This window comes from Streptomyces sp. NPDC059454 (assembly GCF_042749965.1).
GTDB lineage: Bacteria > Actinomycetota > Actinomycetes > Streptomycetales > Streptomycetaceae > Streptomyces.
The window spans coordinates 1-22,682 of record NZ_JBHYVC010000068.1 but is presented as its reverse complement, the minus strand read 5'-3'; the positions used below and the strand labels follow the sequence as shown (position 1 = coordinate 22,682).

The following is a 22,682-nucleotide window of genomic DNA, read 5'->3' as shown; positions in this document are numbered from 1 at the left end:
ATGCAGGAGGCATGACGACACATCACAGGAGCGGGGACAGCGCCACGGAGGTCGTGGGACTGCTGCTGGCCGCGGGCGGCGGACGGCGGCTCGGCGGGCGGCCCAAGGCGCTGCTCACGCACCGGGGGCGGCCGCTGGTGGAGCACGCGGTGGGGGTGCTCCGCGCGGGCGGCTGCGCGCGGGTGCACGTGGTGCTCGGCGCGCGGGCGGACGAGGTGCGCGCCCGCGCCCTCCTGCCGGACTGCGTCCTCGTCGACAACCCCGCGTGGGAACAGGGCATGGGCACCTCCCTGCGGGCCGGTCTCGGCTCACTGGCCGGGACGGGCGCGCGGGCCGCGCTGGTCTCGCTGGTCGACCAGCCCGGGATCGGTCCGGAGGCGGTCGCCCGGGTGCTCGGCGCCCTCCGCTCCTCCGAGTCGCTCGTCTCGGCCGCCTACGCCGGCGTGCGCGGCCACCCGGTGCTGTTCGGCGCCGCGCACTGGGCCGGAATCGCCGCGACCGCGACCGGCGACCGAGGGGCACGCGCCTATCTGAGGGAGCACACGGAAGGGCTCACGCTCGTCGAGTGCGGTGACGTGGCCGAGGCGTACGACATCGACACCGAGGCGGATCTGGCGCACCTCGAATGAGCCGGGGCGGCGGTGGGTGAACGCTGGGGGCACCTCCCACTCGTGGGGGTACCTCCCCTCATGGGCCCCTCCCACTCGTGGGGGTACCTCCCCTCATGGGGTCCCTCCCGCTCGAGCGCAGTCGGGAGCGGGCAGGCACCGAGCGCCACCTTCCCTCGACCCGGAGAATCCCGACATCAACAGAACATTGAACTTCCACCATGAGGAAATTACTATCCACTGCTCAGGGGTGCCCGGCTTCCCCACGGGCGTCCACCGCCGTACCCGGGCCGACCGGCACCCGGTGCCCCGCACGCCGAAGGAAGTGACAGCCGATGTCCGCACCAGCGCCGTCCCCGCTGGCCATCGTCGACGCCGGACCCCTGCCCCGGCAGGAGGAGGTTCTCACCGAGGCGGCGCTCGCCTTCGTGGCCGCGCTGCACCGGCGGTTCACACCCCGGCGTGACGAGCTGCTCGCCCGCCGCGCGGAGCGCCGCGACGCGATCGCCCGTACGTGCACGCTCGACTTCCTGCCGGAGACGGCCGCCGTCCGCGCGGACGACTCCTGGCGGGTGGCCCCGGCTCCCGAGGCCCTCGACGACCGCCGCGTCGAGATCACCGGCCCCACCGACCGCAAGATGACCGTCAACGCCCTCAACTCCGGCGCGCGGGTCTGGCTCGCTGACTTCGAGGACGCCTCGGCGCCCACCTGGGAGAACGTGGTCACCGGCCAGCTCAACCTGATCGACGCCTACACGCGGAACATCGACTTCACCGACCCGGGGTCCGGCAAGTCGTACGCCCTGCGCCCGGACGAGGAGCTGGCGACGGTCGTCATGCGCCCGCGCGGGTGGCACCTGAACGAGCGCCACCTCACCGACGCCGGCGGCACCCCGGTGCCCGGCGCGCTCGTCGACTTCGGCCTGTACTTCTTCCACAACGCCAAACGATTGATCGAGCTCGGCAAGGGTCCGTACTTCTACCTCCCCAAGACGGAGTCCCACCTGGAGGCCCGGCTGTGGAACGAGGTGTTCGTCTTCGCGCAGGAGTACCTGGGCGTGGCGCAGGGCACGGTCCGCGCCACCGTCCTGATCGAGACGATCACAGCCGCGTACGAGATGGAGGAGATCCTCTACGAACTGCGCGACCACGCCTCCGGGCTGAACGCCGGCCGCTGGGACTACCTGTTCTCCATCGTCAAGAACTTCCGTGACGGCGGGGCGAGGTTCGTCCTCCCGGACCGCAACGCGGTGACGATGACCGCCCCGTTCATGCGCGCGTACACCGAACTCCTCGTCCGCACCTGCCACAAGCGCGGCGCGCACGCGATCGGCGGCATGGCGGCGTTCATCCCGTCCCGCCGGGACGCGGAGGTCAACAAGGTGGCCTTCGAGAAGGTGCGCGCCGACAAGGACCGTGAGGCGAACGACGGCTTCGACGGTTCCTGGGTCGCCCACCCCGACCTGGTCCCGATCGCCATGGAGTCCTTCGACCGGGTGCTCGGCGACCGGCCGAACCAGAAGGACCGCCTCCGCGAGGACGTGGACGTGAAGGCGGAGGACCTCATCGCCGTCGACTCCCTGGACGCCAGGCCGACGTACACGGGCCTGGTCAACGCCGTGCAGGTCGGCATCCGCTACATCGAGGCGTGGCTGCGCGGGCTCGGCGCGGTGGCCATCTTCAACCTGATGGAGGACGCCGCCACCGCCGAGATCTCCCGCTCCCAGATCTGGCAGTGGATCAACGCGGGGGTCGTCCTCGACAACGGCGAGCGGGTCACCGCCGAGCTGGCCCGCAAGGTCGCGGCCGAGGAACTGGCGGGCATCCGCGCGGAGCTCGGCGAGGAGGCGTTCACGGCGGGCAACTGGCAGCAGGCGCACGACCTGCTGCTGAAGGTGTCCCTCGACGAGGACTACGCCGACTTCCTCACCCTGCCGGCGTACGAGCAGCTCCAGGGCTGAACCCCACGTCTCCGAGTGGCCCCCGGAGTCCGCCGGGGGCCACTCAGCCGTCTCCTCCCAGGTGCACCGACCAGTCCTGGGCCGCCGCCGGTCTGCCGTGCAGGTCGGGCACCCGCTTCAGCCAGTCCGGCCGGCCCCGCCGCGTCCTGGCCGCCCGCCGGGCGTTCTCCTCGGCGAGTTCGTCCTGGCTGGGGAAGCCGGTGGGCAGCCACGCCCCCGACGTCCGCACACGCGCGTGGAGGTACGCCACGTACGCCTCGCGGACCTCGTCGGGCGTGGCGAAGCGGGTGTCGTCGGCCAGCCAGTCGTCGGGGACCTCGGCGGTGATGGACCGCAGCAGCTCCTCGGTCACCTTCGGCGCGAGCTCGGCGTCGGCGGCCCGTACATCGGGTCCGCAGTGGCCGAGGGCGTGATGACGGAAGTCGTACGCCTTACCGGGGTCGGAGCCCTCCCAGCGGTGATGGAAGACGAGCGCGGCCCCGTGGTCGATGAGCCACAGCCGCGGCGGCGCGACGCCCAACGTCGGCCACACCACCAGGTTGGAACTGTGCACGGTGCGGTCCACGTTCACGGTGAGGGCGTCGAGCCAGACGATCCGTCCGGCCTCCAGCGGTTCGACGGGGAAGGCCTGGGCGACCTCGGGGGTGAGGTCCCGCGCGCCCGACAGGTAGTCCATGCCGAGATTGACCCCGGCGCTGGCGGCGTGCAGTTCCCGCACCTCCTGGTGCGGCTCGCCGTCCGCCACCGCCGGATCGAAGTGCACCAGCACCAGCTCCGGGAACCGCAGCCCGAGCGCCCGCGCCAGCTCCCCCACGATCACCTCGGCGACCAGCGCCTTGCGCCCCTGCGCGGAGCCGGTGAACTTGACGACGTAGGTGCCGAGGTCGTCGGCCTCGAAGACGCCGGGGACGGAGCCGCCGGACCGGAGGGGCTCGACGTAGCGGGTCGCGGTGACCTCTCTCAGCATTTTCCAAGGCCCCATAGTTCGTTTACCTTATATTTCACGGCACGTTCCAGTGCAACACACCCCAGGAAGACCTCCCGATCAGCCCTGGGGAGCATTCGGGGAGTTTCGACCGACATCCCCGCCCCCTGTCTCCCCAGCAGTCCGTCAATGGCGGCGCGGCCCTTGCTTCCGGCTTCCGGCTTCCGGCTTCCGGCTTCCGGCATAAAGTGAGCATAGTAACCAGGCGTGACAGCCGGGGACGAGTGCCCGAGGCCATCGTGCCGGCGTCACCGCGGACTCCCTGCCTCCGGCGTGATCGAGGCGCAGGTGTGCCGCGGACCGATCCCGTCCCGGACTCGATGCGCGTCGTGTCCGGGCCCGTACTGCGGTCCGTACATCGTGAAACCTTTCCGGTCCTCCTCGTGTACTGCTCAACGCCGGGAGGGACGACTCGGTGCCCGCCCCGCGGACAGCTCGTCCGGCCCCGGCCGCCCACGTCCTGCAACCCAGGCGGGCTGTACACCCAGGACGCCGCACGGCCGCGAGAGACATGACCGGCTCCGCGCCCCGCGCGCGCTGTTCACCTGGACCGAGCGGAGCTGAACAGCGCCTTCGCGATGTGATCGGCCGAGCCGTCCGGCCGCCCCGGCTCCCGGTCACGTAGTGCCCGCTCACCGTCCGCACGGCTCCGGATTGGGCGGAGGAACAGATCTGCTCTCGGGGCGTGCGTGCTCGTGCATGCGTCTGATTGACTCCGCGCCCACCCCCACACCCGTACTCGCACCCCTTCCGGGGTGCCGGATCGACGTGAGCGGAGCCGCCCCCATGTCCTTCGGACCGCAGCCCTGGCACGGGCCGCCGCACCATGACGAGCCCGCAGCAGGCGCTCGACCTCCGGCGGAGCACGAACGACACGACGACGGGGAGGCGGCGCGGCTGGCCGTCGGGCTGCGGCTCGGCGTCCGGATCGCCGTCGCCTGGCTGCTCTACGTGCTGCCCGCCGCCCTCGTACCGGCCGTGTACGGCACGCGGATCGCCGGACCGGTGGGCCTCGGCGTGGTCCTGGCCGTGGTGCCCTTGGCCGTCGGTGTGCACGCGCTGGTGGTGTACGGGCGGCGGGTCGACCGGATCGAGCCGCGGCCGGGCGCCCGGAGGTGGTCGTGACCACGCTGCTCGATCCCTCGTCCCGGTCCCTCGTCTTCGCCGTGTTCTCGGTGTTCGTCGTGATCTGCCTGATGCTGTGCATCGTCACCGGCGCCGACGAGGACGACCGGGCTCTCGTACGGTCCGACAGCCGCCGGCTGCGTTCCTGGCAGCAGGGCATCGCGATGGGCGGCGACACCACCACGGTCGCGACGGTCACCGTACTGGTCGGCATGGTCGCCTCGTTCGGCTTCGACGGCCTCGGCGTCATGCTGGGCAGCCTGATCGGGGTCATGCTGCTCCTCGTGCTGATCATCGAGCCGCTGCGCGGGCACGCCTCGCTGACGGCCGCGGACATGCTGGACGCGCGCGGCAGCGGCGGGCCCGCCGTACGCGTCTCGTGGGGCCTGGTTACCCTGCTCGTCTGCTTCCCGCTGCTGGTCGTGCAGTTGGTGGTGGTCGGCAATGTCGCCGCGGCGCTGATCGGGCAGCCCGGTGTGCGGGCCGCCTGCATCGTGGTGATCGGCTGCGTGATGACGGCGTTGGCCGTCAGTGGCGGGATCCGGGGCACGGGCGTGGTGATGATCGCGAAGTCGGCGATCGCCCTGCCCGTGCTGGTGGTCGCCGCCGTGCTCGTGCTCCACCGCTTCGGCGGGGACCTGGGGCGGCTGCTCGACGCCGCCGCGCACGGCTCGGGGACGGGCGAGGCGTACTCGCGTCCGGGCGGCTACACCGGTGAGGGGTGGGCGGGGGCCGTGAACCGGATCGGGCAGATGCTCGGCATGTCGATGGCCACGCTGGCGATGCCCGCCGTGCTGATGCGGGCGATCGCGACGAAGAGCCCGCGCGGCGCCCGGACCGTCGGCCGCTGGATGCTCGGCGAACTCACCCTGCTGTACGGCGCGCTCGCCGTCGTCGGCGTCGGTGCGGCGGCCCTCGCCGGCGAGGCGCTGCGCGAGGCCGGTCCGGCGGCGCAGGTGTTCACACCGCTGATGCTCGGGCGGGCGCTCGACAGCGGCGGCGTCCTGGTCGCGGCCCTGGCCTGCGTCCTCTTCCTCACCGCGCTCGCGGCCGTGGTGGATGTGACCCTCGCCGCCGGCATCGCCCTGGGACGGGACGTGCTGGGTGCGTCCGGCAAGCCCGCCGGCAGGCGCCCGGCAGGCAAGGCGGACGGTGCCGCGTCGCGGTGGTCGGCGGCGCTGACGGGGGCCCTCTCCGCGGCCGTGGCGGTCGTCGTCGCCGACTGGAACCTGGTGGTCGTCTCGACGCTCTGGCTCGCCGTCTGCGGCGCCGCCCTCGCGCCCGTTCTGCTGTACGCCCTGTACTGGCCCGGGTTCACCGCCCGCGGTGCGCTGTGGTGCCTGTGGGGTGCCACGGTGCTGAGCATCGCGGCGCTCGCGCTGTCGCCGTACACGTCCGGCGCACCCGGGTCGATCTTCCCGGAGCACGACTTCAAGGTCTGGGACGTGACGATCCCGGGCCTGGTGACGGTGCCGGCCGGATTCCTGCTGGGCTGGCTGGGCAGCGTCACGGATCCGCGCCGGGCGGCGGGCGACGCACCGGGGTCGGACCACCGCCGCCGGGAACTGGACACCGTCTGAACATCCGCGTGCCGCCCACCGATGAGTTCCGGTGGGTGGCACGGTCGTATCCGGTACCCGCACCCGGATTCGGAGGACACCATGCCGCGGAAGATCAACGCCAGCCTGTTCATCTCGCTCGACGGCGTCGTCGAGGCGCCCGACCAGTGGCATTTCCCGTACTTCGACGACGCGATGGGAGCCGCCGTCGGCGCGGGCCTGGACACCACGGAGGTCCTGCTCTTCGGCCGCAGGACGTACGACAGCTTCGCCGGCGCCTGGCCCGAGCGGGAGGCGGCGGGCGGCGAGGACGCGGGCTTCGCCAAACAGCTCGGCGACATGCGGAAGATCGTGTTCTCACACCGGCGGCTCGACCTGCGGTGGCGGAACTCCGAGCAGGCGGAGGGGGATGTCGTCGAGGTCGCCGCCGCGCTGAAGAGCGAGCCGGGCGGTGACATCTCGCTGAGCGGCTCGGTCTCCGTCGTCCGGCAGCTGCTGGCCGCCGGCCTCCTCGACGAACTGCGCCTCCTCGTCCACCCGATCGCCGTGCGCAAGGGCATGCGCCTGTTCGACGAGGGCGAGCCGCCGATCCCGTTGAAGCTGCTGAGGTCGGAGACGTTCACGACGGGCGTGCTGAACCTCGTCTACGGCCCCGACACCGCGCCGCCGTCGGGTGGTTACGAGGAGGCCGTCGCCACGCTCGGGAAGTGAGGGCCGCCGCGGAGAACGGGGGCCCGGCCGCCCCGGAGGTCCCCCGGTGCCGCCCCGCACGGCAGGAACGGCGGGGCGGCGCCGGCGTTCCGGGCACGAGCCGCCCTCACGCAGCGGCGCGACACAGTGGGTGGCGGTGGCCCCGGTCGACGTGCCCCGGACCCTACCCGCGGTCTTGTCGCAGAAGGACGAGTTCCCGGTTCATCTCCCTGAGGAACCGTACGACCACCGTCAGTTCGTCGGGGGTGAAGCGGCCGCGCGCCGTGTCGGTACTGCGCGCCAGTGGCCGGAAGTAGTCCCTGGCCAGGCTTCTGGCCTGCTCCGCGTACTCCAGGTGCACCACACGGCGGTCGCCGGCCGCCCGGACGCGCCGGATGTGCCCCGCCCTCTCCAGCCGGTCGAGACACGCGGTCACCGCTCCGGACGTGAGGTTGAGCTGCTTGCGCAGGCGGCCGGGCGTCATGGGCTCGCCCGGCGCGTCGGCATCGGCGTCGGCGTCGGCGTCGGCGTCGGCGTCCAGGATCGCGATCAGGGCCTGCATGTCGGTGGGGTGCAGGCCCTGTGCGTGCGCGAACTCCTGGGCGATGCGGTTGAACTCGCTGTTCATCCGGCGCAACTGAACGGCGAAGGACTGCAACCCTGTCGGGTCGTCCGCCGAAGTAAGTGCCGAGGGGGTGCCGGAGCCGTTCATGCGGGCCAGTATAGAATCACTCGATGATTGAGATACTCAATCATCGACTTACTCCTCCGGTTCATCGGGAATCCACATGAAAAACGCACCGAGCCGAGCCCGGTGGCTCGTCCCCCTCGCCCTGCTGATCGTCTGGCTGGGTGTGGGCGGGACGCTCGGGCCGTACGCGGGCAAGCTGGGCGAGGTGGCCACCAACGACCAGGCCGCCTTCCTCCCGCAGAGCGCCGAGTCCACTCAGGTACTCGATGCCCGCGAAGCGTTCGACCAGTCCGAGACCATGCCGGCCGTCGTGGTCTGGACGGTGGACGGCGACCGGGTCACCGGGGCCCAGCAGGCCGCCGCCTCGGACGCGGTCGGCGCCCTCGCCGGTACCGCCGGTGTCGTCGGCCGGCCCTCGCCGGCGCTGGTCTCCGAGGACCGGCGGGCCCTGCAGGCCGTCGTACAGCTCCAGCCCGACCTCGGCGAGGAGCTGCCCGAGGTGCTGGACGAGGTGCGCCGGTCGGCGGACGGCGTGTCCGGGGCCACGGCGCGGATCGCCGGTCCGGCGGCGACCCAGGCCGATCTGTCGGACGCGTTCGCGGGCATCGACGGACTGCTGCTGGGCGTGGCGCTCGGCGCCGTGCTGCTGATCCTGCTGCTGGTCTACCGGAGCGTCCTGCTGCCGTTCCTGATCATCCTCGGCTCCGTGTTCGCCCTGGGGCTCGCCTGTGCCGTCGTCTACGCGTTGGCGGACCGGGACGTGGTGCAGGTCGACGGCCAGGTGCAGGGCATCCTCTCGATCCTCGTGATCGGCGCGGCCACCGACTACGCCCTGCTGCTCGCGGCCCGTTTCCGCGAGGAGCTCGCCGAGCGCGGCGACCGGTACGCGGCCGCGCTGGCGGCCGTGCGCAGGTCCTTCGGCGCCATCACGGCGAGCGCGGCCACCGTGGCGCTCGGTCTGCTGGCCCTGCTCGCCAGTGACCTCACGAACAACCGCGCCCTCGGGCCGGTCGGCGCCATCGGCATTGTGTGCGCGGTGCTCTCCACACTCACCTTCCTGCCGGCCGTGCTGGCCCTGCTGGGCCGGGCCGCGTACTGGCCCGCCCGGCCGAAGGCGTCGGACGCGTCCGTGGAGGGACACGGCGTGTGGCGCCGGGTCGCCGCGACCGTGGACCGCCGGCCGCGGCGGGTGTGGCTGCTGACCGCGCTGGTCCTCGCCGTCTTCGCGACCTTCGCTCCCTCCCTGTCCGCCAAGGGGGTGCCGCTCGACGAGATCTTCGTGAACGACGCGCCCTCGGTCGCCGCCCAGAAGACGCTCGGCGAGCACTTCCCCGGCGGGTCCGGGAACCCGGCCGTCATCATCGCCGACGCCGACCGCGCCGCCGAGGTGACGGCCGCGGCGAACAGGACGGAGGGCGTGGACTCGGCCGGCGCCGTCTCCGCCTCGGGACGACCCGGGGCCGGTGAGCCGCTGGTCGTCGACGGGCGCGTCCGCATCGACGCCACCCTCGAGGACGCGGCGGACAGCGACGCCGCGAAGGAGACCGTCGAGCGGCTGCGCGAGAACGTGCACGCGGTCTCCGGGGCCGGCGCGCTGGTCGGCGGCTACACGGCCCAGCAGTACGACACCCAGCAGACCGCCGCCCACGACCGCACCCTGATCGTCCCGGTCGTCCTGGTCATCATCCTGCTGATCCTCGTCCTGCTGCTGCGCTCCCTGCTCGTGCCCGTGCTGCTGGTCGCGACCGTGGCGCTCAACTTCCTGGCGACGCTCGGCGTCTCGGCGCTCGTCTTCGAGCACCTCCTCGGATTCGGCGGCACGGACGCGTCGGTCCCGCTGTACGGGTTCGTGTTCCTGGTGGCCCTCGGCGTCGACTACAACATCTTCCTGATGTCCCGGGTGCGGGAGGAGGCGCTCGTGCACGGCACCCGGCGGGGCGTGCTGCGCGGACTGACCACGACCGGCGGAGTGATCACCTCGGCCGGTGTGGTGCTCGCCGCGACGTTCGCGGCGCTGATGGTCATCCCGCTGGCCTTCCTGGTGCAGATCGCCTTCATCGTGGCGTTCGGCGTGCTGCTCGACACGCTCGTGGTCCGCTCGCTGCTGGTTCCCGCGCTGGTGATCGACATCGGGCCCCGGGCCTGGTGGCCCGGGGCCCTGGCCCGCGACGGCGCGGGACGGACTCCGCGGGCCGAGCGGAGCTGACTCACCCGCCGGCCAGCGGACTGGGCAGCGGGCGGTAGCGGGCGTCCGCGCCGTCCGCCCCGGTCCAGCGCAGCAGGAGGTTGGTCTTGGCCGGGAGGGTGGGGGCGGTGAGGAGGGCGGGGATCTCGGGGAGGTCGTGGCGGGCCAGTTCGCGGCGGAGAGCGGGCCAGGGGTCGAGGCCGGGGTGGTGGTCGGCGAGGGCGGCGGCGATCTCCATGAGGTGGTTGACGACCAGGCAGTAGACCAGGCGTTCCCAGCCCGCCTCCCTGGAGACCGCGGACAGCAGTTTCACGCCCTCCGCGTCCCGGTACAGGACCCGTACCGGCATGCCGTCGGGGTCCACGGCGACGAGCGTGTTCTGCAGGTGTGCCTCCAGGACGACGCCGTGTCCGCCGAAGGCCGTCAGGGCCGGGGGGACCACCCGCGACAGGTAGGCCTCCCACCAGGCCGCCGGCCGTGGGGTGGTGGCCAGCGGGTTGCCGTCGAAGCCCTCCGCCAGGGCGGCGGCCAGGTACGGGGTCGCGCCGGGCGGGACGTGGCCGCGCAGGCCGTCGCGCACGACCACGGCCAGTTGTTCGTGGGCGAAGTCCGCGGTGCGGTACCCGCGGTCGCTCTGCCAGGCCGCGTCGGACCCGGCGAAGGCGTCGCGCACGGCCGTGTCGGTCGCGCGGAGCCTCAGCAGGTCGTGACGCCACAGCCGACGGACGTCGTTGGTGATGCGCACGTCCAGGCTGAACTTCAGGAACAGGTCGCGCCCGGGCGCGTACACGGTGCGGATCGCCGCCGTGGGCCACACCGGGAAGGGGGTCGTGCCCAGCCGGATCAGGCGGCCGTCGGCGAAGGCGGGGGCGAGGTCCCGGGCCGCGAGGTCCAGTTGCCAGGGGTGCGCGGGCAGCAGGCGGTAGCCGGGCGGTGCGGCGCCCAGGCCGTCGAGGGCCGCGGTGTCGCCCTCTTCCACCACCGTGTCCTCGCGCAGCCCCAGCAGCGTCAGCGGGAAGCGGGCGTGCGCCTCGGGCGCGTACGGCAGCCAGGCCGCCGCCGGGCCGCCGCCCCGCGCCTTGGGTGCGGGATGGTGGGTGTGGCCGGTGACGAGGGCCTGCTCGGAGCGCAGATACGGGTCGTCGGGCGGAGTGGCCCGGGCGCGGGCGGCGAGCAGCGCGGCCACCGCCTCCCGGCTGTCGAGCATCTCGGCGGGCAGTTCGTGGTTGGACAGGCCGGTGTGCCGGCGCAGCTCCTCGGCGACGAGTTTCACCAGCTCCGTGTGGCCGACGCGGTGCCAGGCGCCTGCCGCGTGGACCTCGGGTTCGGCGGGGCGCCGGGTGCCGCGCACCCGCAGCAGGCGGTCCGTGCCGGGCAGGCGGTACGCCGGGCGCTCCCCCGGTCCCGGTACGGGCTGTGCCACTTCGCGCAGCAGGCAGTTCAGCAGCGGCACCGCCGCGTACGCGTCGGCACGGCGGGCCGCGTCGTCGTCCGCGGGCGGAGTGATGAGGTCCACGCGTTCTCTGGTTCCTTACGGTCTGTCCGGACGGAGACGATCAGTATGTCTGTCGCCGTCCACCCCCGCGTCCCGTCCCGCGCGCCACCGAGGAGCCCGCCCGTGCACCGTCCCCCCACCGCCGAGACCGAGGTCGCCGACGAGTTGGCCGTCGTACGGCCCGGCCTCGTGCCCCGGTACGCCGACGAACTGCCCGGCGCCCGCGCGGCCGTGCTGACCCGGCTGTGGCGCGGCCTCGCGCACGAGCCGCTGCCGTGGATCGCCCGCCGGGAAACGGGCCGCGAAGGGCTCTCCCTGCGGCTGGCGGACGGCCGGCGGCTGCGCGGCCCGCACGCGGATCCGTATGCGACCGGCGCGTACGTCACCGCCGTACGGCTGGACGAGGTGGTGTACGACGATCCGGCGCGGCTGATGACGGATCTGGCCGTACCGCACTCGGCGGTGTTCGCCGCCGAACTCGGGCACAGCGTCGCGTCGTTGGCGTTGTCCCGGACGGGGGAGGATCACCCGCCAAAGTGGCCCACCCGGGACTGGGAGTGGGAGCAGCGAGTGGTCGACGGGCATCCGTTCCATCCCAACTGCCGTGCCAGGCCGGGTTTCTCGGTGGCCGAGCAACTCGCCCACGGGCCCGAGCACGGGCCGGTCGTGGAGCTGGGACTGGTGCCCGTGCCGGAGACCGAGTGCCTGGTCTCGGGGGTCTGGCCGGAGTGGCTGCGGGAGTCGGGACGGGTGGTGGTCCCGGTGCATCCGTGGCAAGCCGCGCATGTGCTGAAGCGGACGGGCGGGCGACGGCTCGCGGCGCATCCGCTGATGGCGCTGCGCACCCTCGCGCTGCCGGAGGGGCCGCACGTCAAGACGGCGTTGAGTGCCCGGCTGACGTCTTCGGTGCGGGACATCTCGCTCGGGTCGGTGGCCGCGTCGGCGGTGCTGTCGGACTTCGGGGAGGCGGTGGCGGCACGCACGGACGGACTGCTGCACATCACCCGCACGCTGGGCGCGGTCGCGGCCGGATCGCCCGATCTGGCGGCGGTGCTGCGCGAGTCCCCGAAGGAGTACGCGGGGCCCGGGGAGCGGGTCGTCCCGGTGGCGGCGCTGACCACCACCGAACTGCCCGGCTCTCCCGATTGGTTGAGCCGTTTCGCGTGGCTCTCGCTCACAGTGGGACTGCGGCTGCTGGAGCTGGGGGTGGCCCTGGAGGCGCACGGCCAGAACCTGCTCGTGGTGCTGTCGCCCGGCGGGGATCCGGTACGGCTGGTCTACCGCGATCTGGCCGATCTCCGGATCGGCCCCGCCCGCCTCGCCCGGCACGGCGTCCCGCTCCCCGGGCAGTTGCCCGCGCGCATGGTCACGGACGACGAACGCACCCTGCGGCGCAAGCTGTTCGGCTCGCTGGTGGCCGGTGCGCTGGCGGGCACGGCGGGGTCGGGGCCGGTGCTGCGGGCGGCCCTGGAGAGCGCCGTACCGCATCTGCCGCGCACCCCGGACCTGACCGCCCTGCTCGACGAGCCGTTGCCGGCGAAGGCGCTGACGCTGATGCGGCTGTCGCCGCGGACGGCGGGGGACCAATGGGCGGAACTGCCCAATCCGCTCCAGTTCGAGTCCAGGTGACGTCCCGTTTTGTAGCACGGCGCTTCTGATCAATAGGATCCGCCGATGATCAGAAGAAAACGGCCGGTGGCAGGCGCCTGTGCCCTGCTCGCCGCACTGACGGCCGGGCTCGCCTTCCCGGCCGGGGCGGCCGCAGGTGAACCCACGGGTCAGGATGCCCCCAAGGTGAACCTGGTCCTCGATGTGAGCGGCTCGATGCGGGCCAAGGACATCGACGGCCGGTCCCGGATGGCGGCGGCGAAGCAGGCGTTCAACGAGGTGCTGGACGCGACGCCCGAGGAGGTCGAGCTGGGCATCCGCACCCTGGGCGCGAACTACCCCGGTGACGACCGCAAGGAGGGCTGCAAGGACACCGCGCAGCTCTACCCGGTCGGCCCGCTGGACCGCACCGAGGCCAAGACGGCGGTGGCCACGCTCGCCCCGACGGGCTGGACCCCGATCGGCCCCGCCCTGCTGAAGGCGGCCGACGACCTCGAGGGCGGCGACGGCTCCAAGCGGATCGTGCTGATCAGTGACGGCGAGGACACCTGCGCCCCGCTCGACCCGTGCGAGGTGGCCCGGGAGATCGCGGCCAAGGGCATCGGCCTGACCATCGACACGCTGGGCCTGGTGCCGAACGTCAAGATGAGCCGGCAGCTCAGCTGCATCGCGGAGGCGACCGGCGGGACGTACACCTCGGTCGAGCACCAGGACGAGCTCACCGACCGGGTGAACGAGCTGGTGGACCGCGCGGCCGAGCCGGTGGTCACGCCGGTGGCCACCCAGGGCGCCGACTCGTGCACCAAGGCACCGGTGCTGAAGTCCGGCCTCTACACCGACCGTGAGGAGTTCGGGCAGCAGCGCTGGTACCGCGTGGAGCTGCTCGCCGGGCAGGAGCTGCGCGCCTCGGTGAGCGTGGCGGCGGACCGCGCCGTACGCCCGGACCACGGCGTGCTGCTGCGGGCCGTCACCGTGTACGACCGGGAGATCGTGCGCGGCGAGGCGACCGGCAACGGCCGTACGGACGTGCTGTCCACCGGCCTGCGGTACCCGAAGCCCGAACGGGACGACGACAGCGGCAAGCCCGCGGCCGAGACCGTGTGCCTGGTGGTGACCCATTCCTTCTCCGCGGACTCCGGGGTGAAGACCACGCCCGGTCTTCCGCTGGAGCTGACGGTCGACGTCGTGGACGGCCCGGACGGGGCGGACGACGTGGCCTCCTTCGGTCTCGGCCGGGGCTGGTGGCTGCTCGGCGCGCTGATCCTCACCGGCTTCCTCACCGGTCTCGTCTGGGGCTGGCTGTCACGCTGGCGGGTCGCCGTCTGGAGGACCAACTGATGCGCGCCGTACGTGTACTGAGTGCCGCCCTGCTGGCGCTCGGGCTGGCCGCCGCCCCCGCCGCGGCCGACTCCTCCCCCTCTCCGAGCGCGTCCGGCGACGACGGGGCGCCCACCCGCGCGGGCACCTCGTTCCGCACGGCGACGGAGGTCGAGCAGGGACAGACGGCCACCGCGCGCGCCTCCACGGGCGACTACCTGTACTGGTCGTTCCCGGCGGACGCCGGGCAGCGCCCCACCGTCCGCGCGACGGTGAGGCTGCCGGAGAGCCACGCGGCCGAGACCTGGCAGATCGACGTGTACGACGGTCTGCGCCGCCGCCAGGCCTGCCAGTACGGCGCGCAGACCCGCACCGCCGGGGCGGACAAGTCCTCGGTGGAGCTGGAGTGCGTGCTGCGCACGGTCCGCGCCTGGTCGGAGCCGTGGGCGAACGACCCGCTGCCGGGCACGTACTACGTCCGCCTCACGGCGCTGCGGCTGTCGACGGCCGACCTGGGTCAGTCGGTGGACGCCGAACTGCGCGTCGAGTCCAAGGACATGGGCGGCGCGGCGGCGGTGGACGGCGCGCTGTCCGAACCGCTGGTGCCGGGCATCGCGACACGCGACGGGTCGGAGGAGGGCGAGGACTCCGCCGTACTGGCCGACCTGGAGCCGGAGGACGGCTGGACCTCCGGCTGGTGGTCCAGCCGCTGGACATGGACGGCGGCGGGCGGTGTGCTGGCCGCCCTGGCGGGTGTCGCCGGCTACCGGCTGACGCGGGGGTCCGGGCGTCCGCCCGGGGTGCCACCGACCGCGTGACGTCCTTCCGGAAGGCCCGCCCCGTGCGGGCCTTCCGCCTTTCGTGTCACATCTCCCGCAGCGCCTTGGCGAGCGTGCCCTCGCCGGAAACCCCGACCCGCCCGGCGCGCACCGCGTCCGCCAGGGTCAGTTCACCGCGGCTGATCGCCGTACAGGTGGCGGTGTCCAGGGAGAGCAGGGCGTCGGGTTCTCCGGGTGCGGGGCCGTCGCCGTACACGGGACCGTCCTCGGCGCCGACGCGCAGATGGAACCGGCCTTCCTCCAGGCGGACTTCGACGAGACCCTCGCCCTCCAGGGCGCGCAGCAGGGGCAGCGCGAACCAGTGGGCCCGCACCGCGTCCGTGGGGCGCCGCTCGCCCAGTTCGGCCTCGCCCCAGGCGCCGAGGGACTGGAGCACGGGCAGCAACGCGCTCCCGCGCGGGGTGAGTTCGTAGACGTACGCCGCTCCGGGCGGGGGCAGCCGTCGCCGGGTGGTGAGGCCGTCGCGTTCCATGTCCTTGAGCCGGGAGGCCAGTACGTCCGTGCTGACGCCGGGCAGGTCCGCGTGCAGGTCGGTGTAGCGGCGCGGTCCCGCGAGGAGCTCCCGGACGATCAGCAGGGTCCAGCGGTCGCCGACGACGTCGAGCGCGCGGGCTGCGGAACAGTACTGGTCGTAGCTTCGGCGTGGTGACATGCGACGCAGTCTAGACATGTTGTTGGACTTTCCAAGCTCCTACTTGGTAAAACCAAGCAACACGACGTGAGGGGAAGCGGCGCATGGAGTTCCGGCAGTCGAGCAAGCTCAGCGAGGTCTGTTACGAGATCCGCGGTCCGGTGATCGAGCACGCCAACGCGCTGGAGGAGGCGGGGCACAGCGTGCTGCGCCTGAACACCGGCAACCCGGCCCTGTTCGGTTTCGAGGCGCCGGAGGAGATCGTCCAGGACATGATCCGGATGCTCCCCCGGGCACACGGCTACACCGACTCGCGCGGCATCCTCTCCGCCCGCCGCGCGGTGGCCCAGCGCTACCAGACCCTGGGCCTGGAGGTCGACGTCGACGACGTCTTCCTCGGCAACGGCGTCTCCGAGCTGATCTCGATGGCCGTACAGGCCCTGCTGGAGGACGGCGACGAAGTCCTGATCCCCGCACCGGACTTCCCCCTGTGGACCGCGGTGACCAACCTCGCGGGCGGCAAGGCGGTCCACTACCTGTGCGACGAACAGGCCGACTGGTACCCGGACCTGGACGACATGGCCACGAAGATCACGGACCGCACCAAGGCCGTGGTCATCATCAACCCCAACAACCCGACGGGCGCGGTCTACCCGAAGGAGATCGTCGAGGGCATCCTCGACCTCGCCCGCCGCCACGGCCTGATGGTGCTCGCCGACGAGATCTACGACCAGATCCTCTACGACGACGCCGTGCACCACTCGGCCGCCGCGCTCGCCCCCGACCTGGTCGTCCTCACCTTCTGCGGCCTGTCCAAGACCTACCGCGTGGCGGGCTTCCGCTCCGGCTGGCTGGTGGTCACCGGCCCCAAGCAGCACGCGAGGAACTACCTGGAGGGCCTGACCATGCTGGCCTCCATGCGCCTGTGCGCCAACGCGCCCGCCCAGTACGCCATCCAGGCCGCGCTCGGCGGCCGGCAGTCCATCCACGAACTCACCGCGCCGGGCGGACGGCTGCGCGAACAGCGGGACGTGGCCTGGCAGAAGCTGAACGAGATCCCCGGCGTGAGCTGCGTGAAACCGAAGGGCGCGCTGTACGCGTTCGCGCGGCTGGACCCCGCGGTGCACAAGATCCACGACGACGAGAAGTTCGTCCTCGACCTGCTGCTCAGGGAGAAGATCCAGGTCGTCCAGGGCACCGGCTTCAACTGGCCGTCCCCCGACCACTTCCGCATCCTCACCCTCCCCCACGCGGACGTCCTGGAGACGGCGATCGGCAGGATCGGCCGTTTCTTGAGCGGATACCGGCAGTAGTGTGCCCGGGAACCGCCGGCGGAACGATCGCGTCCGATCAAGACATGCAGGAAGAGAGACTGGGCTGCACGAGCATCCTCCTGGCCGCCTCGGGGGCCGTCGTGGCGGTGCTCGCCTGGGCGCCGAAAGCGCGGGTCAGCATCCACGGCGGCTTCGAGGGCATGCACCGGGACCTGAGCGTCCTCTACGTCGACCTCCCCCTCATCGCCGTGGGCGGCGCGCTCGTCCCGCTCGCCGCCTGGCTGCTCGTCCTGCGTACGCTGCGCCGCCCGTGGCTCGCGGCCGTGATCGCGGCGGGCACGCTCGCCCTCGGCATCTGGAGCCTGCTCAGCTGGTGGACGCCCTACGAGCGGCCCGAGTTCACGGGTTAGGTCCCGCACACCCCCTGCCGATGCCGCAAGCCTGCCGCAACACCGTCAGTGCTGCGGAGGAGGCGGATCCGGGCTCCGCGGTGAAGGTGACGAGGGACTGGCGCGGCTCCTGCGGGACGCGGAACGTCTGCTGCGTGACGGTCAGGTCCCCGACGACCGGATGGGCCAGGTCGTAGACGTCGCGGCCGCAGGGCTCGACGGTGTGCTCGGCCCACAGTGAGGCGAACTCGTTGCTGTGGATCGCCAGTTCGCCGACCAGCGCGGCGAGGCAGGCATCGTCGGGGTGGCGGGCCGTCAGGATGCGCAGGTTGCCGACCACGGCGCGGGCCTTGGCGGGCCAGTCACGGTGGAGGGCGCGGGTGTGCGCGTCCAGGAAGACCAGCCGGGCCCGGATGTTCGCCTACGCCGCCGACCACAACGCCCTCGTGCTGCCCGCCCACCTGCCCGGCCACGGCGCCTTCGAGATCCGGCGCGAGGGCGCCGGGTTCGAACTCTCCGGCTGGGCGCCCTTTTCCCGTACCTGACGATCCGCCCGAAGGAGTTCCTCACCTGGAGCGAACCCTTGAGGACACCTGACGCCATCGGTCAGCGCAGGGCGACTTCACACCACACCGTCTTGGTGTACGGGTCTCCACCGGTGGTTCCCCAGTGGGTGGACAACGCCTCGACGAGGAGGAGGCCGCGGCCGGACTCCGTGTCGGGCGCTGCGGGTCGCAGCGTGCCGGGGGCCGGCGGGCGCCGGTCGGGGCGGGCGTCGGTGAGTTCGATACGGAGTGTGGTGTCCTCAGGGTGGAGCGTCAGGCGGAGCCGGAAGTCACGGCCCCGGGCATGCCCGTGCACCACCGCGTTCGTGGCGAGTTCGGCCACCAGCAGGGACGCCGCGCGGTTGGCCTCGCTGTCGTACGGCCAGCCCCAGGAAGCGAGTTGCTCGGCCGACAGGTGGCGGGCGAGGCGTGCGCCTCTGGCGGTGGCCGAGAGCCGGATGCCGAAGTGGCGCGAAGGGTCCAGGTGTTCGACGGCCGGGGCGATATCGACGTTCATGTCACTCAGCGTGTCCACACGGCTTTACCGTGAACAGTAACGACACCGGTACCCAGGGTCACCGTACGGGCGCCGTCCGGCTCTGTCCGGGCCGCGATGCGTGACGCACCGTATCGGCGGCCGGTTGGGCACGGGTGGCACATGGAGGTGTGAGGACATGAGCGTGGAGCCTTACGGCGCGGACGAGGAGTCGGCGGCCGTCCTGCGGACCGTCGGACGGATCATCAAGATGTGCCGGGAGCGGGAGGGCCTGACCCAGGCCGGTCTCGCAACGGCCATCGGGTACAGCGAGGAGCAGGTGTCCTCCGTCGAGCGCGGGCGCAGGGCGCCGATGGAGGAGTTCCTCGACGCGGCGGACCGGGTGCTCGAAGCGGGCGGGCTGCTCTCGGGGCTGAAGAACGATGTGGCGAAGGCCCGGTTTCCGAAGAAGGTACGGGACTTGGCCAAGCTGGAGGAGGAAGCAGTCGAGCTGTACGCCTACGCGAATCACGTTGTGCACGGCCTGCTTCAGACGCCGGAGTACACGCGGGCCATCTATGGCATGCGGCGACCTCCGTACAACGAGGAGCAGGTGGACGAACTCGTCGAGGCTCGCTTGGCGCGTCAGAGGATCTTCGATCAGCAGCCGGCTCCCGCCTTCGGCTTCGTTCAGGAAGAGGTGACGCTGCGCCGCCCGCTCGGGGGCAAAATGGTGATGCGGAAGCAGCTCGAACGCTTGTTGGAGGTTGGTCAGCTGCGGAACGTGGAGATCCAGGTGCTGCCCACGGACCGCGAAGACCACGCGGGACTCGCAGGGGCACTTCAACTGCTGCGGCTGAAGGAGGGAGCCACCGTGGGCCACATCGAAGTACAGCTGATCAGCCGACTGCTCTCCGACCCCAAGGAGATCCAGATCCTCGAGATCCGCTATGGCATCATCCGGGCCCAAGCCCTCACACCCCGTGAGTCACTGGCCTTCATCGAGAAACTGCTGGGAGAGACATGACGTCCAACCGCCCGACCGGGAACGGTCCCGCGCTGAAGTGGTTCAAGAGCAGCTACAGCACGAATGACGGTCCAGAGTGCGTGGAAGTCGCCTTCGCCCCCGAAACCATCAACGTCCGGGACTCGAAGCACATACACGGCCCCCGCCTCACCTTCGCCCCCCAGCAGTGGGCAGCCTTCCTCCCCTACGCCTCCGGACGCCGATGACCCGACCGCTCACCGCCGCGCAGCGCCGCATCGTCGACGCCGCCGATCCCGGCACCGGACGGCTGAGGGGCACGCCGGCACAGCTCGCCGCGCTGGTGAAGCGCGGGCTCGCCTTCCGGCACCCGAGGCCGCCGCACGATCACTTCCTGACCCCGGCGGGGCACCGGGCGCGCGAGTCGGAGGCAGAGGCCGAGGCAGCGCCCGAACCGGTGGAGGCACCGGCCGCGACCGGGGTGTTCGCCGCGCGCGTCGGCGGCGAACACCCCGCGCCGGAGTCGGGCCCCGCCCGGCTCCGGGAGGTGCGCGGCGCCTGGCAGGGGATGCTGGAGCTGCGCCGGATGACCAACACCGACGGCGCCACGGACCGGCCGTGCGGCTGGGAGCGTTCGCATCTGGTGCAGGCCGCCGCGCTCGCCTTGGAGGCCGCCGGGCACCGCCCGGCCACCGACGGCGAGGGCGGTTACCGCGTGCGGGAGACCCCGCAGCCGGAGGCTGTCGCCGTGCACGAGCCGGACGGCGAGGCGCTGCGGGCCTGCGCGGCCACGCTGGAGGGGGCCGGCTGGCAGGTCGGGGAGTACACGGAGCCGAGGACCCGGGCGCGCTATCTGCTGGCCTCCCCGCGCCGGGTGTGAGGGGCGTGCCAGGATCGGTGGGTCGGGCAACGAACCGAGCGGGCGTGAAGGGGACAGACGCAGTGAGCGAGCCGTTCTCCGTACGGGTGACCGTGCGCGGATACGAGACCGACGTGCAGGGCCACCTCAACCAGGCCGTGTACCTCAACTACGCGGAGCACGCGCGCTGGTCGCTGCTCCAGGAGGTCGGGATCAGCCAGTCCGGGCTCATCTCCCAGGGGGTGGGACCGGTCGCGCTGGAGACCACCATCCGCTACAAGCGGGAGCTGCTCGCCGGTGACGAGGCCGACGTGAGCTGCGCCTTCATCTGGAGCGGCGGCAAGGTCTTCACCATCGAGCAGACGATCACCAAGGCCGACGGCACCGTGGCGGCCGAGATCACGGCGGTCGGCGGGCTGATGGACCTCAAGCGGCGCAAGCTCGTGCCGAATCCCCAGGACGTCTTCCGGGACCTGGCGAAGGACCCCGGCCTGTTCGGACTGTAGCCGAGGTTTCACGCGCTGAAAGTTTCCGCCGCCCGGTTCCCAAGTTTCCTGGCCATCCGCTCCTACAGTGGACCAGACCACCAGAGGGAACCGGAGGCCCTTTACACCCGCGGAATCTACGTGCGTAACTAATGACGCGCGCACGTCAAGCAGCACGGATCTGCCCAGGTGGCAGCGGCCGACGTCACCTCCTTCGCTCATCCCCACATGTGTCAGGAGGCAGCCCCAGTGTTCTCTCTCCCCCGCCCCTTAACCGGCCCCCGCAGACGGATGGCCACGGCGCTCGGCGTCCTCGGCGCCGCACTCGCGCTGACGGCCACCACCGCGGGCGGCGCGACCGCAGCACCCCAGCCCGACCGGGACCGTGTCAAGGTCGAGCCCGGCGAGGCGTACATGGGTGTGGGCACCCGCGTCCACGAGGGCGACCCGGCCGGGGACCCGTCGCGGGGCGCCCTGGCCCCCACCGACGGCGTCCAGGGTATCGACGTCTCGCACTGGCAGGGCGCCATCAACTGGACCTCGGTGCGGGGCGCCGGCATCCAGTTCGCCTGGATGAAGGCGACCGAGGGCACCACCTACAAGGACCCGAGCTTCAACACCAACTACCCCGCCGCCTACCGCGCCGGCGTGATCCGCGGCGCGTACCACTTCGCGCTCCCCAACGCCTCCAGCGGCGCCACCCAGGCGAACTACTTCGTCAACAGCGGCGGCGGCTGGTCGCGCGACAACCTCACCCTGCCGGGCGTCCTGGACATCGAGCACAACCCGTACGGGGCCATGTGCTACGGCCTGTCCACCACGCAGATGCGCAGCTGGATCAACGACTTCTACACCACCTACAAATCGCGCACGAGCCGTGACGTCGTCATCTACACGACGGCGAGCTGGTGGAACACCTGCACCGGCAACTGGACCGGCATGTCCGCCAAGAGCCCGCTGTGGGTGGCGCACTGGACCTCCGCGTCGTCGCCGACCATTCCGAGCGGTTTCCCCACCTGGACGGTGTGGCAGTACACCAGCACCGGTTCGGTCGCCGGAGTCGCCGGCAACGTGGACCGCAACCAGTTCAACGGCTCCCGCGACCGGCTGCTGGCGCTCGCCAACAACACCTGACGGCGTAGGTACGTACGCGATCACGCGGTGGAGCCGGCGGCCGACCCGCGGCCGGCTCCGTCGTCTCCCCCGCCCTCCCTCCGTCCCCGAGGAGTGATCGTGCATCCCGACCACCCCCTGCGCCGCCGCCTCCTGCTCGCCGGTGCGGCCGGACTGGCCGCCTTCACCGCCCTGCCGGGCACCGCGCACGCCGGCGGCACCGGCGCCGAGGCCGTCGAGCCGGACATCGACTCCACCACGACCTGGGGCGCCCGTTCCCCCCGGGGGAACATCAGCCTCCTCCAGTACCGGCCGAGCCGGATCGTCGTCCATCACACGGTGAGCGCCAACACCTCCGACTTCTCCCGCGCCCAGGCGCACGCGCACGCCCACTGGGTGCAGGACCTGCACCTGGACAAGAACAACTGGGTCGACACCGGCTACCACTTCCTGGTCAGCCGGGGCGGCTGGATCACCGAGGGCCGGCACGGCAGTCTCCGGGCGCTCACCGGCGGCCGGAACTTCGTCCTCGGCTCCCACACCTCCGGGCAGAACGACCAGGCCATCGGCATCGCGTGCGAGGGCGCGTACCACGCGGGCGCGGTGCCGCCGGAGGCCCAGTGGGACGTCCTGGTCACCCTGTGCGCGTACGTGTGCGCGCGGTACGGCATCCCCTCCGCACAGCTCCACGGCCACAAGGACTACGGCGAGACCCTCTGCCCGGGTGTCTACCACGACATGCTGCCCCGGCTGCGGGAGGAAGTGGCGGCGGCCCGGGCGGCGTGACCGTCCGCGGTGAAATGGTGAGGCGGGGGCCTTCCCCTCCTTGAGGGCCGTCTCCGGGACGCGCACGTCCCGGAGAC

Annotated in this window: 24 protein-coding genes; 18 read left to right on the top strand and 6 right to left on the bottom strand. The window is 72.2% G+C overall.

The genetic code is table 11. The annotated features are described in order from the left end of the window. The first annotated feature begins 11 nt into the window (after positions 1–11). Together ACFXAE_RS31015 and aceB are read left to right on the top strand one after the other, a co-directional pair. Complete coding sequence (locus ACFXAE_RS31015; protein WP_384721211.1) at positions 12–629, top strand: NTP transferase domain-containing protein; 618 nt, start codon at positions 12–14, stop codon at positions 627–629. Positions 630–943: 314 nt separating this feature from the next. After that, positions 944–2,569, top strand: coding sequence for a malate synthase A (gene aceB, locus ACFXAE_RS31010; protein WP_384721208.1), 1,626 nt, complete (start codon positions 944–946; stop codon positions 2,567–2,569). 43 nt (positions 2,570–2,612) lie between these two features. Here the strand turns inward: aceB and ACFXAE_RS31005 are convergent, their stop codons facing one another. Beyond that, the gene (locus ACFXAE_RS31005; RefSeq protein ID WP_384721258.1) at positions 2,613–3,536 is read right to left on the bottom strand and encodes a HipA family kinase; all 924 of its coding nucleotides are present in this window, start codon (positions 3,534–3,536) and stop codon (positions 2,613–2,615) included. 804 nt (positions 3,537–4,340) lie between these two features. Between ACFXAE_RS31005 and ACFXAE_RS31000 the strand changes: the two genes are divergently transcribed. The 3 genes from ACFXAE_RS31000 (at position 4,341) to ACFXAE_RS30990 (ending at position 6,949) form a co-directional block, all read left to right on the top strand. Next, positions 4,341–4,679 carry a hypothetical protein gene (locus ACFXAE_RS31000; protein WP_384721205.1) on the top strand — a complete coding sequence of 113 codons (339 nt, stop codon included), beginning with the start codon at positions 4,341–4,343 and terminating at the stop codon, positions 4,677–4,679. Continuing rightward, positions 4,676–6,259 carry a transporter gene (locus ACFXAE_RS30995; RefSeq protein WP_384721202.1) on the top strand — a complete coding sequence of 528 codons (1,584 nt, stop codon included), beginning with the start codon at positions 4,676–4,678 and terminating at the stop codon, positions 6,257–6,259. The genes ACFXAE_RS31000 and ACFXAE_RS30995 overlap by 4 nt, the downstream gene beginning before the upstream one ends. Positions 6,260–6,340: 81 nt before the next feature. Next, the gene (locus ACFXAE_RS30990) at positions 6,341–6,949 is read left to right on the top strand and encodes a dihydrofolate reductase family protein (RefSeq protein ID WP_384721199.1); all 609 of its coding nucleotides are present in this window, start codon (positions 6,341–6,343) and stop codon (positions 6,947–6,949) included. 163 nt (positions 6,950–7,112) lie between these two features. Here ACFXAE_RS30990 and ACFXAE_RS30985 read toward each other — a convergent pair whose 3' ends face one another. Continuing rightward, on the bottom strand, positions 7,113–7,640 hold the full coding sequence (locus tag ACFXAE_RS30985; protein ID WP_384721196.1) for a MarR family winged helix-turn-helix transcriptional regulator: 528 nt from the start codon (positions 7,638–7,640) through the stop codon (positions 7,113–7,115). Between the two features lie 76 nt (positions 7,641–7,716). On the opposite strand from ACFXAE_RS30985, the gene ACFXAE_RS30980 reads away from it, so the two are divergent. Further along, a complete protein-coding gene (locus tag ACFXAE_RS30980; RefSeq protein ID WP_384721193.1) occupies positions 7,717–9,825 on the top strand; it encodes an MMPL family transporter in 2,109 nt (702 codons plus the stop codon). 1 nt (position 9,826) lies between these two features. Here the strand turns inward: ACFXAE_RS30980 and ACFXAE_RS30975 are convergent, their stop codons facing one another. Next, positions 9,827–11,320 carry an IucA/IucC family protein gene (locus ACFXAE_RS30975; protein ID WP_384721190.1) on the bottom strand — a complete coding sequence of 498 codons (1,494 nt, stop codon included), beginning with the start codon at positions 11,318–11,320 and terminating at the stop codon, positions 9,827–9,829. Positions 11,321–11,422: 102 nt separating this feature from the next. On the opposite strand from ACFXAE_RS30975, the gene ACFXAE_RS30970 reads away from it, so the two are divergent. The 3 genes from ACFXAE_RS30970 to ACFXAE_RS30960 are packed head-to-tail and all read left to right on the top strand — an operon-like array spanning position 11,423 to position 15,042. Further along, positions 11,423–12,928, top strand: coding sequence for an IucA/IucC family protein (locus ACFXAE_RS30970; protein WP_384721188.1), 1,506 nt, complete (start codon positions 11,423–11,425; stop codon positions 12,926–12,928). Between the two features lie 45 nt (positions 12,929–12,973). Further along, a complete protein-coding gene (locus tag ACFXAE_RS30965) occupies positions 12,974–14,245 on the top strand; it encodes a VWA domain-containing protein (protein ID WP_384721185.1) in 1,272 nt (423 codons plus the stop codon). Next, positions 14,245–15,042, top strand: a complete 798-nt coding sequence (locus tag ACFXAE_RS30960) for a hypothetical protein (protein ID WP_384721182.1) — start codon at positions 14,245–14,247, stop codon at positions 15,040–15,042. The genes ACFXAE_RS30965 and ACFXAE_RS30960 overlap by 1 nt, the downstream gene beginning before the upstream one ends. A 46-nt stretch (positions 15,043–15,088) precedes the next feature. On the opposite strand, the gene ACFXAE_RS30955 is transcribed toward ACFXAE_RS30960, so the two are convergent. Next, entirely contained in the window at positions 15,089–15,715 is a 627-nt protein-coding gene (locus ACFXAE_RS30955) for a winged helix-turn-helix transcriptional regulator (protein ID WP_384721179.1), read from the bottom strand. Between the two features lie 83 nt (positions 15,716–15,798). On the opposite strand from ACFXAE_RS30955, the gene ACFXAE_RS30950 reads away from it, so the two are divergent. Together ACFXAE_RS30950 and ACFXAE_RS30945 are read left to right on the top strand one after the other, a co-directional pair. Then, complete coding sequence (locus tag ACFXAE_RS30950) at positions 15,799–17,007, top strand: pyridoxal phosphate-dependent aminotransferase (protein ID WP_384721176.1); 1,209 nt, start codon at positions 15,799–15,801, stop codon at positions 17,005–17,007. Between the two features lie 44 nt (positions 17,008–17,051). Beyond that, positions 17,052–17,378: a hypothetical protein gene (locus tag ACFXAE_RS30945; protein ID WP_384721173.1), complete on the top strand. Its 327-nt coding sequence runs from the start codon at positions 17,052–17,054 to the stop codon at positions 17,376–17,378. Here ACFXAE_RS30945 and ACFXAE_RS30940 read toward each other — a convergent pair. Further along, positions 17,368–17,751: a hypothetical protein gene (locus ACFXAE_RS30940; protein ID WP_384721256.1), complete on the bottom strand. Its 384-nt coding sequence runs from the start codon at positions 17,749–17,751 to the stop codon at positions 17,368–17,370. The two genes, ACFXAE_RS30945 and ACFXAE_RS30940, sit on opposite strands and share 11 nt — an antisense overlap. On the opposite strand from ACFXAE_RS30940, the gene ACFXAE_RS30935 reads away from it, so the two are divergent. After that, a complete protein-coding gene (locus ACFXAE_RS30935) occupies positions 17,738–17,902 on the top strand; it encodes a hypothetical protein (protein ID WP_384721170.1) in 165 nt (54 codons plus the stop codon). The two genes, ACFXAE_RS30940 and ACFXAE_RS30935, sit on opposite strands and share 14 nt — an antisense overlap. 61 nt (positions 17,903–17,963) lie before the next feature. Here ACFXAE_RS30935 and ACFXAE_RS30930 read toward each other — a convergent pair whose 3' ends face one another. Beyond that, positions 17,964–18,419 (bottom strand): ATP-binding protein, encoded by a 456-nt coding sequence (locus ACFXAE_RS30930; RefSeq protein ID WP_384721167.1) that lies wholly within the window; start codon positions 18,417–18,419, stop codon positions 17,964–17,966. 157 nt (positions 18,420–18,576) lie between these two features. Between ACFXAE_RS30930 and ACFXAE_RS30925 the strand changes: the two genes are divergently transcribed. From ACFXAE_RS30925 to ACFXAE_RS30900, 6 genes are all read left to right on the top strand, one after another. After that, positions 18,577–19,404, top strand: coding sequence for a Scr1 family TA system antitoxin-like transcriptional regulator (locus ACFXAE_RS30925; protein WP_384721164.1), 828 nt, complete (start codon positions 18,577–18,579; stop codon positions 19,402–19,404). Further along, positions 19,401–19,610, top strand: coding sequence for a DUF397 domain-containing protein (locus ACFXAE_RS30920; RefSeq protein WP_384721161.1), 210 nt, complete (start codon positions 19,401–19,403; stop codon positions 19,608–19,610). The genes ACFXAE_RS30925 and ACFXAE_RS30920 overlap by 4 nt, the downstream gene beginning before the upstream one ends. Next, complete coding sequence (locus tag ACFXAE_RS30915) at positions 19,607–20,242, top strand: hypothetical protein (RefSeq protein WP_384721158.1); 636 nt, start codon at positions 19,607–19,609, stop codon at positions 20,240–20,242. Before ACFXAE_RS30920 ends, ACFXAE_RS30915 begins: the two co-directional genes overlap by 4 nt. A gap of 62 nt (positions 20,243–20,304) precedes the next feature. After that, positions 20,305–20,727, top strand: coding sequence for an acyl-CoA thioesterase (locus ACFXAE_RS30910; RefSeq protein ID WP_384721155.1), 423 nt, complete (start codon positions 20,305–20,307; stop codon positions 20,725–20,727). A gap of 270 nt (positions 20,728–20,997) precedes the next feature. Continuing rightward, on the top strand, positions 20,998–21,840 hold the full coding sequence (locus tag ACFXAE_RS30905; RefSeq protein WP_384721152.1) for a lysozyme: 843 nt from the start codon (positions 20,998–21,000) through the stop codon (positions 21,838–21,840). 99 nt (positions 21,841–21,939) lie between these two features. Next, entirely contained in the window at positions 21,940–22,605 is a 666-nt protein-coding gene (locus tag ACFXAE_RS30900; protein ID WP_384721149.1) for a peptidoglycan recognition family protein, read from the top strand. Positions 22,606–22,682: the final 77 nt, after the last annotated feature.

Bases quoted from the DNA above. Each gene is read 5' to 3' on its own strand.
- ACFXAE_RS30920 (WP_384721161.1), top strand. From the start codon at position 19,401: ATGACGTCCAACCGCCCGACCGGGAACGGTCCCGCGCTGAAGTGGTTC.
- ACFXAE_RS30905 (WP_384721152.1), top strand. From the start codon at position 20,998: ATGGCCACGGCGCTCGGCGTCCTCGGCGCCGCACTCGCGCTGACGGCC.
- ACFXAE_RS30980 (WP_384721193.1), top strand. From the start codon at position 7,717: ATGAAAAACGCACCGAGCCGAGCCCGGTGGCTCGTCCCCCTCGCCCTG.
- ACFXAE_RS30960 (WP_384721182.1), top strand. From the start codon at position 14,245: ATGCGCGCCGTACGTGTACTGAGTGCCGCCCTGCTGGCGCTCGGGCTG.
- ACFXAE_RS30915 (WP_384721158.1), top strand. From the start codon at position 19,607: ATGACCCGACCGCTCACCGCCGCGCAGCGCCGCATCGTCGACGCCGCC.
- ACFXAE_RS30930 (WP_384721167.1), bottom strand. From the start codon at position 18,419: ATGAACGTCGATATCGCCCCGGCCGTCGAACACCTGGACCCTTCGCGC.
- ACFXAE_RS31000 (WP_384721205.1), top strand. From the start codon at position 4,341: ATGTCCTTCGGACCGCAGCCCTGGCACGGGCCGCCGCACCATGACGAG.
- ACFXAE_RS31005 (WP_384721258.1), bottom strand. From the start codon at position 3,536: ATGCTGAGAGAGGTCACCGCGACCCGCTACGTCGAGCCCCTCCGGTCC.
- ACFXAE_RS30965 (WP_384721185.1), top strand. From the start codon at position 12,974: ATGATCAGAAGAAAACGGCCGGTGGCAGGCGCCTGTGCCCTGCTCGCC.
- aceB (WP_384721208.1), top strand. From the start codon at position 944: ATGTCCGCACCAGCGCCGTCCCCGCTGGCCATCGTCGACGCCGGACCC.
- ACFXAE_RS30945 (WP_384721173.1), top strand. From the start codon at position 17,052: ATGCAGGAAGAGAGACTGGGCTGCACGAGCATCCTCCTGGCCGCCTCG.
- ACFXAE_RS30925 (WP_384721164.1), top strand. From the start codon at position 18,577: ATGAGCGTGGAGCCTTACGGCGCGGACGAGGAGTCGGCGGCCGTCCTG.
- ACFXAE_RS31015 (WP_384721211.1), top strand. From the start codon at position 12: ATGACGACACATCACAGGAGCGGGGACAGCGCCACGGAGGTCGTGGGA.
- ACFXAE_RS30990 (WP_384721199.1), top strand. From the start codon at position 6,341: ATGCCGCGGAAGATCAACGCCAGCCTGTTCATCTCGCTCGACGGCGTC.
- ACFXAE_RS30985 (WP_384721196.1), bottom strand. From the start codon at position 7,640: ATGAACGGCTCCGGCACCCCCTCGGCACTTACTTCGGCGGACGACCCG.
- ACFXAE_RS30955 (WP_384721179.1), bottom strand. From the start codon at position 15,715: ATGTCACCACGCCGAAGCTACGACCAGTACTGTTCCGCAGCCCGCGCG.
- ACFXAE_RS30950 (WP_384721176.1), top strand. From the start codon at position 15,799: ATGGAGTTCCGGCAGTCGAGCAAGCTCAGCGAGGTCTGTTACGAGATC.